The organism is Streptomyces sp. NPDC019531 (genome assembly GCF_044903305.1).
In the GTDB taxonomy this organism is placed as follows: Bacteria; Actinomycetota; Actinomycetes; order Streptomycetales; family Streptomycetaceae; genus Streptomyces.
In genome coordinates this window covers 36,062-49,260 of record NZ_JBJDQL010000041.1, presented here as the reverse complement: position 1 = coordinate 49,260, position 13,199 = coordinate 36,062, and the positions used below count along the sequence as shown (strand labels likewise).

Genomic DNA, 13,199 nt, shown 5'->3' with positions numbered 1-13,199 from the left:
ATGCCAACCAGGCCGCCGTCCGCCCAGGTGAGCGCTTCCTGGGTGCCACGCACCCAGCATCACAACCGGCCGGACCCCGCGTACTTGGGTGCGGTCGCCATGGCGCGCAGCCTTTCGAAGGCAGTGGCCGTAGGGCTGGCCGGCTCCGCCTGGTAGACCACCAGCTGCTGGTGCGGGGCGCCGTTCACGGTGAAAGCCGAGAACCGGATGTGCAGGTCCCCCAGTTGTGGATGCTTGAGGTGTTTGCCTTCCTGGGACTTGGCTTTCACGTCGTGCCGCCCCCAGAGACCGACGAACTCCTCGCTCCCTTCCGACAGTTCCTCCACCACCTCGGCGATCCTGGCCGAAAAAGGGTCATAGCCGTAAGCCGCTCTCAGCTCGGCGACACACGAGTGCGCCGCTCGCTCCCATTCCTGATAGAACTCGCGACCGGCAGGGTCGACGAAGACCATGCGGGCCAGGTTGTCGAATCTGTCGAACCCCATGTGCAGGGCGGTCGCCACGGAGTTGCCCGCGAGGATGTCGAGGGCGGGGCCGATGATGAACGCGGGGGTGTGCTCCCAGCCGTCCATCAACTGCTGGAGCTGAGCACCGACTTCGCCTTGCTCACGGTCAGGGCGGTGGCGTTCGGCGGCATGACACAACCGGTAGAGGTGGTCGAAGGCCTCTTCGTCGAGCCTCAGCGCCCCGGCCACGGCTTCGAGGACCTGGGACGAGGGACTGTTCTCGCGCCCCTGTTCAAGCCTGATGTAGTAGTCGGCGCTGACCCCGGCCAGCATCGCGACTTCCTCTCTGCGCAGGCCCGGAACACGACGTCGGCCGTACTCGGGAAGGCCGACGTCCTGGGGCTTCAAGCCTTCACGTCGGGCTCTGAGGAAATCACCCAAAGGGGACCCAGTGCTCATGGGGCCACACTAGACCGGCGGGATGTACGGGAGGAATGGTCCAGGCAATGTGACTCCTTGCCGCCGGATGGACACCCCACGCGACTGCTTGTTCTTTCAGCCTGGGTGTGGGACACCCAGGAAAACCGCTGCCTTCATACGACTCTCGGGCGACGACAGACTCAAACACGCAAGCCGCCGAACCCCTTCGAGGGGCAGACAACGAGAGAGGTATTTCTCATGGCTACGTGGTTCGTCACCGGAGCTTCGCGAGGAATTGGCGCCGAGATCACCCGCGCCGCTCTGGCTGAAGGCAACAAGGTCGTGGTGGCCGTTCGCAATCCGGAGCGCATCCCCGACGATCTGAAGAATTCCGAAAACGTGTTCGCGGTCGCTCTGGACGTCACCGACAACAACGGAATCCCCCAGGCGGTCGACGCCGCCGTGGCCCGGTTCGGCGGGATCGATGTTCTGGTCAACAACGCCGGCCGCGGTCTGCTGGGCGCGCTGGAGGAGGTCACCGACGCGGAGGCCCGCTCGCTGTTCGACCTCAACGTCTTCGGCCTGATCAACGTCACCCGCGCCGTGCTCCCCGTCATGCGCAAGCAGGGCTCGGGCAAGCTGGTGCACATCGGATCGCGCTCCGGCTTCGAGGGCGAGCCCGGCGTCAGCATGTACGCCGCGTCGAAGTTCGCCGTCGCCGGTATCAGCGAGGCGCTGTCCGCCGAGATGGCGCCGTTCGGCATCCAGTCCATGGTGGTCGAACCGGGTGTGTTCCGCACGGACTTCCTCGACACCAGCTCCCTGTCGGTGGCCGCGAACCGCATCTCCGACTACGACGACACGCCCGCGCACGTGACGCTGGACTGGATCGACCAGGCCAACCACGCCCAGCTCGGGGACCCGGTCAAGGGCGCCGCCCTCATCGTCGAGGTCACCTCCAGCGAGAAGCTGCCCACCCACCTCTACCTGGGACGCGACACGATCGAGCGCCTTGAGGTGAAGATCCAGCAGATCCGCGACGACCTCGCCCCCTGGAGCGAGAAGTCCGCGGCCACCGCGTACGACGACGCCGCCTGACGCTCCGCATCGCCTGACGCACCGCAATGCAGGACGCACCGCATTGCCTGACGGCTCCCCCCATCGCCTGACACACCGTCAATCACCGTTAAACAGCACAGAGATCGAGGTTTTGTGATGTCCGCTGCCCTGCTCACCGGTACCCCCCTCACCGACCGCGTCGCCGTCGTCTCCGGCGCCTCCAGCGGCATGGGCGCCGTCACCGCCAAGCGCCTTGCCGAACTCGGCGCCACCGTGGTCGTACTCGCCCGCCGCAAGGACAGGCTCGACACCATCGTGAAGGACATCGAGTCCGCCGGCGGCACCGCGCTGGCGATCGCCGTCGACGTCACCGACGGTGCCGCCGTCCAGCAGGCCGCCGATCAGGTCGCCGCCCGCTTCGGCAAGGCCGACCTGGTGTTCAACAACGCCGGTGTCCAACTCATCTCGGGTATCGAGGAGTTGAAGGTCGACGACTGGCAGCGCCAGATCGACCTCAACATCAGCGGCCTGATGAACGTCATCGCCGCCTTCCTCCCCCACCTGACGGACTCCGCCGCCCAGGGCAAGGCGGCCGACCTGATCAACACGTCCTCGATCGCGGCCACCCGCATCCTGACCAAGTTCTCCATCTACTCCGGCACCAAGGCCTACATCAGCCACCTCACCCGGCTGCTGCGCGTCGAGCTCGGCCCGAAGATGGTCCGCGTCGCCACCATCGAGCCCGGCATGGTCGACACCGAGCTGCCGGACCATGTCACCGACCCCGACGCCTCCAAGCTGATGGCCGACCTCATCCACGACATCGACGTCCTCCAGAGCGGGGACATCGCCGAGACGGTCGCCTTCATGGCAGCGGTCCCCCGGCACGTCAACCTCACCGAGATCACCATCCTCCCCACGGCCCAGGCCATCTGAGACACCTTCTACGCCGGTGCGGGCAGGGACGACTACCGTCCCTGCCCGCACCGGCGCACGGGCGTCGGCTATGCCGTCGCCAGCGCTTCCGTCGGGGTCAGCCGGGAGGCCCTGATCGAGGGGTACACGCCGGCGGCCATGCCGATGACGATCGCGCCCCCGAAGCCCGCGGCCACCGAGCTGAGCGGGATGACCGGCGGCCAGTCCTGGTAGGTGGCGTACCCGACGGTGGCCAGAACGCCGAGCACGGTGCCGGCCAGGCCGCCCAGCCCGGACAGGGCCACGGACTCGGTGAGGAACTGGCTGCGGATCTGGCCCCGGTTGGCGCCCAGGGCGCGGCGCAGGCCGATCTCGCGGCGGCGTTCGAGGACGGAGATGACCATGGTGTTGGCCACTCCGATGCCACCCACCAGCAGGGCGACCCCGGCCAGACCGAGGAACAGCGCGGAGAACGTGCTCTGGGTGGCCCGTTTGGCGGCCAGCGCGTCGGAGGGGCGGCTGACCTGGACCATGCCCGGCAGTTCGGGGTAGATGGTCGCGGGCAGGACCTGCCGTACCGCTTCCATCCGGTCTTCCTCGGCCTTGATGTAGAGCACCGTGGGATGGCCGTCGAACTTCAGTTGCGTACGGGCCGCGTCCCAGCCCACCAGGACCGAGCGGTCGATGTCGGGCGACAAGGGGGTCTTGGCGAGGACGCCGATGACGGTGAACCAGCGGTTGTTGACGTAGATCAGCGAGTCGCTCGCCCCGCCGCCCGCCCTGGACACGCCCAGGCGGGAGGCCGCCACCGAACCGAGCACCGCCGTGGGGAACTTCTCGGTGGCCGGGCTCAGGAACCGGCCGGACTGGACCTTGGCGTTGATCGCCTTGAGCAGGTTGGTCTTGCTGGCCAGGACGGTGAGACCCGCGTAGTCGTTGGGGTCGACACGGTCGTTGCGGTAGACGGTGGCGTGGGTGTTGGCGACCGCGCTGGCCTGCGTGACGGGTCCGATGCGGCGGACCATGTCCACCGACTGCGGCGGCAGGAGCACCGGGTTGTTGCCGGTGGAGTTCGGTACGGCCTGGAGCATGTTGGTGCCGAGCGCGGACAGCTCGTTCATCAGGGCCTTCTGGCTGGAGGCCGGGATTCCGGTGACCACGATCATTGTGGCGATGCCGATCGAGATCCCCAGGGCAGAGAGGGCCGCGCGGATCTTTCGGGTACGGATGCCCAGCAGTCCGAGTCTGAGGATGTCGAGGGGGGCCAGCCGGACGGGGCGGGTGTCGGCGACCGGCGTTGTCGGCGTGAGGGTGGCGGTCATGACCGGCTGTTCCCAAGTGCGTCTGTGTAAGCGGCGGTCGGGGTGGAGGTGTCGAGGTGGCTGTCGGCGACGAGGTGACCGTCGAGGATCTCCACGCGGCGGGGCAACTGGGCGGCGATGTCCCGGTCGTGGGTGATGATCGCGATGGTGGTCCCCTCCTGGTTCAGTGCGGTCAGCAGGTCCAGTACGGCCCTGCCGTTGGCGGTGTCCAGGGCGCCCGTGGGTTCGTCGGCCAGTACCAGGGCGGGCTGGTTGACGAGCGCGCGGGCGATGGCCACACGCTGCCGTTCGCCGCCGGAGAGCTGGTTCGGCAGATGCCGGGCACGGCGGGCGAGGCCGACCCGGGCCAGCGCCTCCAGGGCCAGCGGCTGGCGCTTGCGGCGCGGGACCCCCGCGTACAGCAGTCCGGTGGCGACGTTCTCGGCGGCGGTCAGACCGTCGGTGAGATGGAACTGCTGGAACACGAAGCCGAGCCAGCGGCCCCGCAGTGCCGACAGCTGCCGGTCGGAGAGCTGGGCGACGTCCTGGCCGCCGATCTCCACCGTGCCGCTGGTCGGCCGGTCCAGGGTGCCCATGATGTTCAGCAGGGTCGACTTGCCGGATCCGGAGGGGCCGACGATGGCCAGCAGCTCGCCCGACTCGATCGCGAGCGAGACACCGTCCAGCGCCTTGACCCCGCCGGGGTACGCCATGCCCGCGTTGAGCACGGCCAGCACAGGGCGCCGGCTCATGAGGTCGTCACGACCCGCAGGCCGGCGGTGACACCGGTACCGCTGATCTCCACGAGCCCCTTGGCGAACATCCCGGTCTTCACGGCCACCAGCCGGCCGTCCGGCCGCTGGACCGCGTAGCCGCCCTCGCTCAGCGCGAGCAGCGCGTCCACGGGCACGGTGAGTACGCCCTTGCGGGTCTCCGAGGTGAACTGCACCTGGACCGGGGCGGAGGTCAGCTTCCGTATCGCCTCGCTGTCCGGCACCGAGATGGAGACGGTGAGCTGCGCGGGACCGTCCGAGCCGCCTCCGCCGCCGTTGTCGGGGCTGCTCTGGACGGTCGTACCGATGGCGGTGACGGTGCCCTTGACGGTGGAGTTGTCGGGCAGGGTCACGGTCACCTTGTCGCCGCGTGCCATCGTGCCGGCGTCCGACGCTTCCACCGGCACACCGACCGACTTGGCGGTGGAAGTGACGGTCATCAGCGCCCCGTCGGCCTGGTCCGCGGACTGCGCCTGTACGGCGTCGACCCGTACCGGGCCCGGCATCACGGCTATGTCGCCGATGCCGAGGGTGCCGGTGGCGGGCGCGCCGGTGAAGGTCTGCCAGCGTTTGATCGCGGCGGTCAGGTCGGTGGTGAGGACGCCGTCGCCCTGTGTGACCTTGACCGAGGTGGGGGTGGGGGCAGGTGCGGAGGGTACGGAGGAGGGGCTCCCGGACTCCTCGGCCGTGTCGCCCTTCGCGGCGGACTCGTCGGTGCTCGCGGCGGGTTCGTCCGCGGGAAGCGGCTGCTGGGTGACCCAGGTGCCGGGGGCCGGCTGCGCACCGACGTCGAAGCCGAGCGCCCTGAGGTTGTCCACGACCACCTTCACGTCGGGGCCGGTGGTGCCCCTGGCCGAGAGCGTGCGGTACAGCGGCGTACCGCCGTAGAAGACCGGCACCGGGTTGTTGTCCACCTTGTACAGCGCCCTGCCCCGCTTGACCGTGGTGCCCGGCTTCGCCAGCCAGGTGATCAGGCCGGACTTGCCGCCCTTCACGGTGAACGGTTTGCCGTAGCCGAGGGTGCCTTGGAGTGTCTGGGCGTTGGACAGGTCGGCCTTGGTCACCACGGCGGTCTTCACATGCGCGGAGTCGCTGGCCCCGGTGGCCGGTTTCGTGTCGCCTCCCGGCCACATGGCAACGGTGAGCGCGCTCGCGGAGAGGACGGACAGGATCGCGACCGCGATGGCCACCCGTCGGTTCCGCCGGCTCGCCCTGCGCGGACGGACTTCCTCGGAGTCGTCGGCGCGTGGACGTATTTGGCGGAGTTCCTGGGTGTCGTCGGTTTCTACCACTGAAGGGCTCCTGCGTACTTTCTTTGTCGATCCGTCATTTGTCGCCACCGAATGCCTTCACCTGACAATCGGTCTCGATCGAGGCGTAGTTGGGGGCATTGAGACTGTTTCCGCTCTCCAGTCCCCAAAGGCCGTTGTCGCCGATGACGCTCTTGATGCCGTGGTCGTTCATGCACTTCACCATGGCTCGTGCACCGTCGCTGTATTTCGGGTTCTTGGCCGGGTCCAGCTCCGGCGGATTGAGCGGAAGTTTCGAGCGACAGGCCTTCATGGCGGGGCTGTCGTCCTCGGCCTTTCCGTTCGGTGCCCCGTTCTCCTTCATGCAACCCGAAAAGGCGTCCCAGAGACGGGTGATGTCCTCTTGGGTACTGTCCAGCCGGATCTGCGGGCGGCCGGCGTCGGGATCGGCGCCCGCCTTCGCCGAACCGCCGCTCCCGTTCGGGTCGTTGATCGAGGCGACACCATCGTCCTTGGCCTTGCCACCACCACACCCGGTGAGGGCTACGAGCGCCGACATCCCGACGACGAACAGGACAAGAGGGCTAACTCGCATATCAGTTGCCATCGCTGAAGGCTTCACGTTGGCAATTGCCTTGGATCTTGTTCTCTTCGGCTTCGCTTATCGTTGGGACATAACCCTCGTCGTAGGTGAACGAGTAGTCGTCCGTTCCCGCGGAGTGGTCCGGGATCATGTGGACCTTCATGCCCTTGTCGTTCATGCACTTGACCCATGCGCGGAAGTCGTCGACGTAATGGGGGTTCGTGGACGGGACCAACTCCGGCGGCTGGAGCGGCTGCTTCGACTGACACGCTTTGTACTGGGCGGGGTACTTGGCGGCCGGTTCGCTAACGAACCAGGTGTCCCCCGCGCCGGGCTTGTGCCCGCCGGGAACACCCTTGTCATGCAGACAGGCCGTCCAGACGGCGAACAGCCGGGTCGCTTCCTCGTCACTGGTGTCCAGCCGGAGCTGAGGGCGGCCCGAGTCGGCGTCAGCGGTCGCCTTCGCCGAAGCACCGCTCCCGCTCGGGTCGTTGATCGAGGCGACGCCATCGTCATTTGCCTCACCACCGCCCGATCCGCCACCACCACACCCGGTGAGGGCGACGAGCGCCGACATCCCGACGACGAACAGGACAAGAGGGCTAACTCGCATATCACTTGTCACCACTGAAGGCTTCCCGTTCGCATTTTTCGTCGATCTTGCCGCTTTCGGCTTCGCTCATCGTCTGGACATAGTCCTTGTTGAAGGTCCACGCGAGGGCGTCCGTTCCCATGGAGTGGTCCGGGATCATGTGGACCTTTATGCCGTGGTCGTTCAGGCACTTGACATACGCGCGGTAGTCGTCGACGTAGTGGGGGTTCGTGTCCGGCTCCGTCTCCGGCGGCTGGAGCGGCTGCTTCGACTGACACGCTTTGTACTGGGCGGGGTATTTGTCTGGGGTTGTATTGGGCATCCACTTGTCCGAACCGGACTTTTTCCCGGAGGGCACACCCTTGTCGTGCAGACAGGCCCCCCAGACACCCCATAGCCGGGCCGATTCCTCGTCGCTGGTGTCCAGCCGGAGCTGGGGACGGCCCGAGTCGGCGTCAGCGGTCGCCTTCGCCGAAGCACCGCTCCCGCTCGGGTCGTTGATCGAGGCCACGCCGTCGTCCTTGGCCTTGCCGTTGTCGTCCGCGTCGCTCGATCCGCCACCGCCGCACGCGGTGAGGACGATGAGCGCCGTCACGCTGGCGACGCCGAGCAGGGATGTTCGCAGCGCATGGCCAAGATCCGGCCGCGCTCGGTCTGTGGGGTTCGACATGGCGGACACCGTGACCGGAGGTTATGAAGATCCTGTCAGACCGCGATCAGAATCCTGTCTGGTGTCGCCGGGGCGAATTTATGGTGGGCGCATGAACGCACATGTCCTGGTGGCCGAGGACGATGCCAAACAGGCCGAGATCGTCCGCCGCTACCTGGAACGCGAGGGCCACACGGCCCATGTGGTCCACGACGGGCGCGCGGCCCTGGACGAGGTGCGCCGCAGACCGCCCGACCTGCTGGTTCTCGACGTGATGATGCCCATGGTCGACGGCCTGGACGTGTGCCGCATCCTGCGCCGCGAGTCCGATCTGCCGATGCTGATGCTGACCGCGCGCACCACCGAACGGGACCTGCTGCTCGCCCTCGACCTGGGCGCCGACGACTACATGACCAAGCCGTACAGCCCCCGCGAGCTGATGGCCCGCATCCGCACCCTCCTGCGGCGTACCCGGGCGGCCGCCGCCCTACCGGACGATCCCGTGCTGCGGGTCGGGGGCCTCGCCGTGGACCCGGTCCGGCGCAGCGTCGAGATCGACGGCCGCCAAGTCGACTGCACCCCGGGCGAGTTCGACATCCTCGCGGCGATGGTCGCCGAGCCGGAGCGGGTCTTCACCCGCAGCCAGTTGCTGGCCCAGACCCGCGGATCCGACCGCTACATCACCGAGCGCACCATCGACGTACACGTCCTGAACCTCCGCAAGAAGATCGAACCCGCGCCCCGTCAGCCGGTCTATCTGCAGACGGTGTTCGGCGTCGGATACAAGATCATCGACGGCAGCGACCGTGCGCGCTGAGACGGAACCCAGGAAAGCCGGGGCCAGGCCCAAGACGCGAGTCCGGGCCAAGGTGCCGCTGCACAGAAGCCTCCTCGTCCGGCTGCTGGGCGCCTCCGTCGCGATCGCCGTCTGCGCGGTCGCGGCCACCGCCTGGCTGGCCGCGCGGACCGCCACCAGCGCCATCCAGCAGGAACAGGGGCAGGTCCTCTCGGACGACGCCGACATCTACGACACGCTCGTCGGCTACGCCGCGGTCCACCGCGACTGGTCCGGCGTACGACCGACCCTGCGCCGCCTGGCCGAGCACAGCGGACGGCGGATCACTCTGACCACCGAGGACCGCAAGCCCATCGCCTCGTCCGGCTCCGTCACCACCCTCCCGGTCAGGGCCTCGGCGGTCGTCGACCCGCTGCGCACCGACCCGGCGCTGCTGCCCGCCACCGAGGCGAACCGCATCGACCCCCGCGCCGTCGGCCCGTACCGACTGACCGCCGCCGACCGACAGCACCTGCGCGACCTGGCGGCGAAGCCCCTCGAATGCGTGCGGGGCGCGGGCTACCCGACCGTCAAACTCACCGAGGGACCCGACGGCCGCCCCTCTTACACGCCGGCCGACAACGCCAAACTCCAGGCGGCGTACGACAGTTGCGGTCTGAGCAACCTCTCGGACAACCTGACCGCGACCGAGGTCACGGCGCTCACACGGCTCAACACCCTGGCCAACGAGTGCGTGAAGCGCGGGAACCTGGGCGACTACGTGAAGGTCGGCCTCGACTTCACGGCCCATGACGACAACGTCCAAGCCGTGCAGAACTGCATCGACACCGCCCGCCGCGACCAGCTCGCCCCGTACGTCGCCTCCGCCGCCCTGCTGTTCGTCACCACGCCGGCCGGGAGAACCGCCCCCGGAATCGATCTCTCCGCCGAGAACACGGCCCGGATCGCCGGGGTCGCGGCCCTGGTGCTCCTCGTCACCGTGGCGGTCACCATCACCGTCGGCACCAGGCTGGTCCGACCGCTGCGGGCGCTGGCCTACGCCGCCCGGCGCCCGGCGGGGGAGCACCTACGGGTACCGGTCACCACCAACGACGAGATCGGCTACCTGGCCGCCGCCTTCAACGACCTGTCCGAGCGCCGCGAGCGCATGGAGGACCAGCGCAAGGCCATGGTCAGCGATGTCGCCCACGAACTGCGCACCCCGCTCAGCAGTATCCGCAGCTGGCTCGAAGCCGCGCAGGACGGTGTGGCCGTCTCCGACGACGCGTTCGTCGCCTCGCTGCTGGAGGAGGCCCTGCTCTTGCAGCGCGTCGTCGACGATCTGCAGGATCTGGCGGAGGCCGACGCCGGGCAGTTGCGGCTGCATCCCGAGCCGATCTCTCCGCGCGATCTCCTCGGCCATGTCGTCGCCGTCCACCGCAGCAGTGCCGAGGCCGCCGGTGTCGCCCTCACCGCCCGTACCGAGGGCGATCCCCCGCTGTACGCCGACCCCGTCCGGCTGCGTCAGGCCGTCGGCAACCTGGTGTCCAACGCCGTACGGCACACCCCGTCCGGCGGCAACGTCACCCTGACCTGCCATCGCGCCGGGGACGAGGTGGTCATCGAGGTCGCCGACACCGGCAGCGGCATCTCCGAGGACGACCTGCCCCGGGTCTTCGACCGGTTCTGGCGAGCCGAGAAGTCCCGCAGCCGCCGGACCGGCGGCAGCGGCCTCGGCCTCGCCATCGTCCGTCAGCTCACCGAGGCGCACGGCGGAACGGTGTCGGTGACCAGCACCCTCGGAGTGGGAACGGCCTTCACGATCCGTCTGCCCGGACAGACCGGGAACGTCGGCGGGTGATGTTCAGGCCGCCGGAGTGTTCAGCACGTAGCTGCGGGAGGCGTGCACCTCGGCGCGCAGGGCGGGCAGGTCCACGTCGAGGACCTGGCCGTTCCACTTACGGGGCTCGCCATTGATCAGGACGGCGCTGATGTTGCGGGCGTCGGAGCCAAGGACGACGGTGCCGATCGGGTCGTTGAGCGGCATGTTGTTGAGGTCCTCGGCGCGGATGACCAGCAGGTCGGCCTTCTTGCCCGGGGTCAGTGAACCGGTGACGGCGGCCAGGCCGTTGGTGCGGGCGCCCTGGAGGGTGGCGAAGTCCAGGACGTCGTGGGCGGTGATGCGGGAGGGCTGCCGGTCGGTGCCGTACACGGAGTTGACCGCGCGCATCCGCTGGATGGCGTGCAGCGCCCGCATCTGCGTGAACATGTCGCTGGCCAGGGCGACTTCGACGTCGATGCTCAGACCGGGACGGATACCGACGGACAGCGCCTCGTCGATGGCGGGGATCGCGGTCTCCAGGCCGATCTGGGCGTCGGAGGTGGGCGCGAGCGCCACGGTGGTGCCGGTCTCCCCCATCGCCTGCCATGCCTCGGAGGTGAGTCCGGTGGCGTGGATGAGGGTGACGTCGGGGCCGAGGACGCCGTCCTTCGCCCAGCGCAGCACGGCCTCGGAGCCGGACGCACCGAACACGGCGTCCACGCTCACCCCCAACCCCAAGTCCCTTGCGACGCGGGCGAGTTCGGGGCCGTAGGCGAGCGCGGGGCCGGCGATCTCGTCGGTGGCCAGGGTCGCCAGACGCAGGGTCAGCAGCTGGTCGTCGGTGCTGAAGTACTGGTCCTTGATGCGGGTCAGGTCGCTGGGCCACTGTCGGTCCCAGTCGCCGAAGTGCGGCCCCATGGAGGCGTGCACGCCCCGGATGCCGGTGTTGATCAGCGCCTCGATCGCGGCGTCGGAGTGCTCGCGGGTACGGGAGTTGTGGGAGAAGTCGAGCATCGTGGTGATGCCGCTGTCGATCGCGGTCAGGGCGGCCAGCCGGGTGCCGATGTACATGTCCTCGGGCCGGTAGACGGTCGCGTAACCGGCCAGCGTGGCCATGACGTAGCCGCCCAGGTCGTCGACGTCCGGCATGATCCGGCGCAACTGGGCCTCCCAGGCGTGCCGGTGGGTGTCGACGAAGCCGGGGGTGAGGACCGTACCAGCGGCGTCGACGACTACGGCGTCCCCCGCCTCCAGGCCCCGGCCGACCGCGGCGATCGTGTCGCCCTCGACGAGAACGTCGCCGCCCTCGATGACCCCGAGGCCGGGGTCCATGGTGACGACGGTCGCGCCGGTGAAGAGGACGCGTCGCCGGCCGGCGGGCAGGCGCCGGAGCTGTTCGAGCACGGCGGGGCTGGTGGTGTCGTTCACGTTCATGTTCATGAGAGGTCTTCTTTCCGTACGCCGAAGATGGAGGGGGCGGGAGTTGGGTCAGCCGAGTTTCATGACGTAGCCGGCGTGGTGGAGTTCGTCGCCCGTGAACTCGCCGTAGGCCCAGAAGCCGAGGTCGTCGAGGTAGTCGATACGGTCGCCGTCGATCCAGTACCGGCCCTGGTAGGCGTGGGGGCGTCCACCGCGGGTCTCGTCGTAACGGCCGTCGGCGGTGAGCTCCTGGTGCAGGAAGTCCTTGACGTCGATCCAGACGCCGACGTGCGGGCTGCCGGTGAGGTCGGGGGCTGCGGGGACGCCTGCCTCGGGGGCGGTGGCCCGGCCGGGGGCGTCGGCGCCGTCCCACAGGACGGGCCGGCCGGCCGCGACGAGGGCACGGACCTGCTGGGGCCGGGTGAAGAGTGTGGCCAGGGCCGCGGGTACGTCGATGGCGTCCTCGTCGGGGACGACGAGGAAGTCGGGGCTGTTGCCCGGGGTGAGGGTGGCGAGAAATTCGGAGCGGTGTGCTCGGCCGCCGGCGAGTGCGGCGGTGTCGACGACGGCGGGGGTGATGGTCATGCCGGTGCAGTCCACGACGATGGCGTTGTCGTCGCCGGCCGCGGTGATGATGCCGGGGCCGACGCCCACCAGCAGGGACCCGACGAACAGCAGGTCGGCTCCGGTCACCGTCCCGATCAGCGGATCCATCGTCAGAATCCGGGCGTTGGTGAACAGCACGGGACGACCGCCGTCGTTCGAGACGATCTCGTCCAGGGCCCTGGCGTTCCAGCCAGTGGTGCCGGCGGCATACGTGGTGTTCAAGTCGGTGATGCTCATGACGGGCTCCTCGGTGGAATCGGCTCCGCCCGATGCGCGAAGTGAGAGCCAGAGCCAGATCTTCGGCAGCTACTGCGGCTGTCCGAGCACCAGGTTCATCGCGCGGCCCAACCGGAACCAGGCCGCGGTGTCCCTAGGTGCGCGACACCCACGGTCGGCACTGACGGGCCGCCGAGCGGAGATCTCGCCCACCGAGTGCCGCCTGACCGAACCGCGCCGACTGCCCGAGACGAGCCCGCAAGCCACCGGCATCCGCCCCGACTCCACCCTCATGGCCCCGGGCCCACTGCCCAGGGCATCACGACTCCAGGCGACCGGCCCACGGGGCGGTTCGATCCGGGACGCTGATGCG

General features: G+C 68.8%; 13 protein-coding genes. 4 read left to right on the top strand and 9 right to left on the bottom strand.

The annotated features are described in order from the left end of the window. Positions 1-59: 59 nt before the first annotated feature. Positions 60-905 carry a helix-turn-helix domain-containing protein gene (locus ACI2L1_RS34690; protein WP_404743383.1) on the bottom strand — a complete coding sequence of 282 codons (846 nt, stop codon included), beginning with the start codon at positions 903-905 and terminating at the stop codon, positions 60-62. A 219-nt stretch (positions 906-1,124) separates the two neighbouring features. On the opposite strand from ACI2L1_RS34690, the gene ACI2L1_RS34685 reads away from it, so the two are divergent. Together ACI2L1_RS34685 and ACI2L1_RS34680 are read left to right on the top strand one after the other, a co-directional pair. Continuing rightward, positions 1,125-1,964 carry an SDR family NAD(P)-dependent oxidoreductase gene (locus tag ACI2L1_RS34685; protein WP_404743382.1) on the top strand — a complete coding sequence of 280 codons (840 nt, stop codon included), beginning with the start codon at positions 1,125-1,127 and terminating at the stop codon, positions 1,962-1,964. A 114-nt stretch (positions 1,965-2,078) separates the two neighbouring features. Next, complete coding sequence (locus ACI2L1_RS34680) at positions 2,079-2,861, top strand: SDR family oxidoreductase (protein ID WP_404743381.1); 783 nt, start codon at positions 2,079-2,081, stop codon at positions 2,859-2,861. A gap of 68 nt (positions 2,862-2,929) precedes the next feature. Here the strand turns inward: ACI2L1_RS34680 and ACI2L1_RS34675 are convergent, their stop codons facing one another. Genes ACI2L1_RS34675 through ACI2L1_RS34650 form a run of 6 tightly spaced genes read right to left on the bottom strand, consistent with a single transcriptional unit; the run spans position 2,930 to position 8,018 of the window. After that, positions 2,930-4,162 carry an ABC transporter permease gene (locus ACI2L1_RS34675; protein ID WP_404743380.1) on the bottom strand — a complete coding sequence of 411 codons (1,233 nt, stop codon included), beginning with the start codon at positions 4,160-4,162 and terminating at the stop codon, positions 2,930-2,932. Beyond that, complete coding sequence (locus tag ACI2L1_RS34670; protein WP_404743379.1) at positions 4,159-4,893, bottom strand: ABC transporter ATP-binding protein; 735 nt, start codon at positions 4,891-4,893, stop codon at positions 4,159-4,161. Before ACI2L1_RS34670 ends, ACI2L1_RS34675 begins: the two co-directional genes overlap by 4 nt. Next, entirely contained in the window at positions 4,890-6,206 is a 1,317-nt protein-coding gene (locus ACI2L1_RS34665; protein WP_404743378.1) for a hypothetical protein, read from the bottom strand. The genes ACI2L1_RS34670 and ACI2L1_RS34665 overlap by 4 nt, the downstream gene beginning before the upstream one ends. A 34-nt stretch (positions 6,207-6,240) precedes the next feature. Further along, positions 6,241-6,771, bottom strand: a complete 531-nt coding sequence (locus ACI2L1_RS34660) for a hypothetical protein (RefSeq protein ID WP_404743377.1) — start codon at positions 6,769-6,771, stop codon at positions 6,241-6,243. Next, positions 6,761-7,324 carry a hypothetical protein gene (locus ACI2L1_RS34655; RefSeq protein ID WP_404743376.1) on the bottom strand — a complete coding sequence of 188 codons (564 nt, stop codon included), beginning with the start codon at positions 7,322-7,324 and terminating at the stop codon, positions 6,761-6,763. The genes ACI2L1_RS34660 and ACI2L1_RS34655 overlap by 11 nt, the downstream gene beginning before the upstream one ends. A 37-nt stretch (positions 7,325-7,361) precedes the next feature. Next, positions 7,362-8,018 carry a hypothetical protein gene (locus ACI2L1_RS34650; RefSeq protein ID WP_404743375.1) on the bottom strand — a complete coding sequence of 219 codons (657 nt, stop codon included), beginning with the start codon at positions 8,016-8,018 and terminating at the stop codon, positions 7,362-7,364. A gap of 82 nt (positions 8,019-8,100) precedes the next feature. Between ACI2L1_RS34650 and ACI2L1_RS34645 the strand changes: the two genes are divergently transcribed. Together ACI2L1_RS34645 and ACI2L1_RS34640 are read left to right on the top strand one after the other, a co-directional pair. Then, positions 8,101-8,805, top strand: a complete 705-nt coding sequence (locus ACI2L1_RS34645) for a response regulator transcription factor (protein ID WP_404743374.1) — start codon at positions 8,101-8,103, stop codon at positions 8,803-8,805. Continuing rightward, positions 8,795-10,624 (top strand): sensor histidine kinase, encoded by a 1,830-nt coding sequence (locus tag ACI2L1_RS34640; protein ID WP_404743373.1) that lies wholly within the window; start codon positions 8,795-8,797, stop codon positions 10,622-10,624. Before ACI2L1_RS34645 ends, ACI2L1_RS34640 begins: the two co-directional genes overlap by 11 nt. Before the next feature lie 3 nt (positions 10,625-10,627). Here the strand turns inward: ACI2L1_RS34640 and ACI2L1_RS34635 are convergent, their stop codons facing one another. Next, entirely contained in the window at positions 10,628-12,019 is a 1,392-nt protein-coding gene (locus tag ACI2L1_RS34635; protein ID WP_404743427.1) for an amidohydrolase family protein, read from the bottom strand. A 54-nt stretch (positions 12,020-12,073) separates the two neighbouring features. Continuing rightward, on the bottom strand, positions 12,074-12,847 hold the full coding sequence (locus ACI2L1_RS34630; protein WP_404743372.1) for an Atu4866 domain-containing protein: 774 nt from the start codon (positions 12,845-12,847) through the stop codon (positions 12,074-12,076). Between the last annotated feature and the right edge of the window lie 352 nt (positions 12,848-13,199).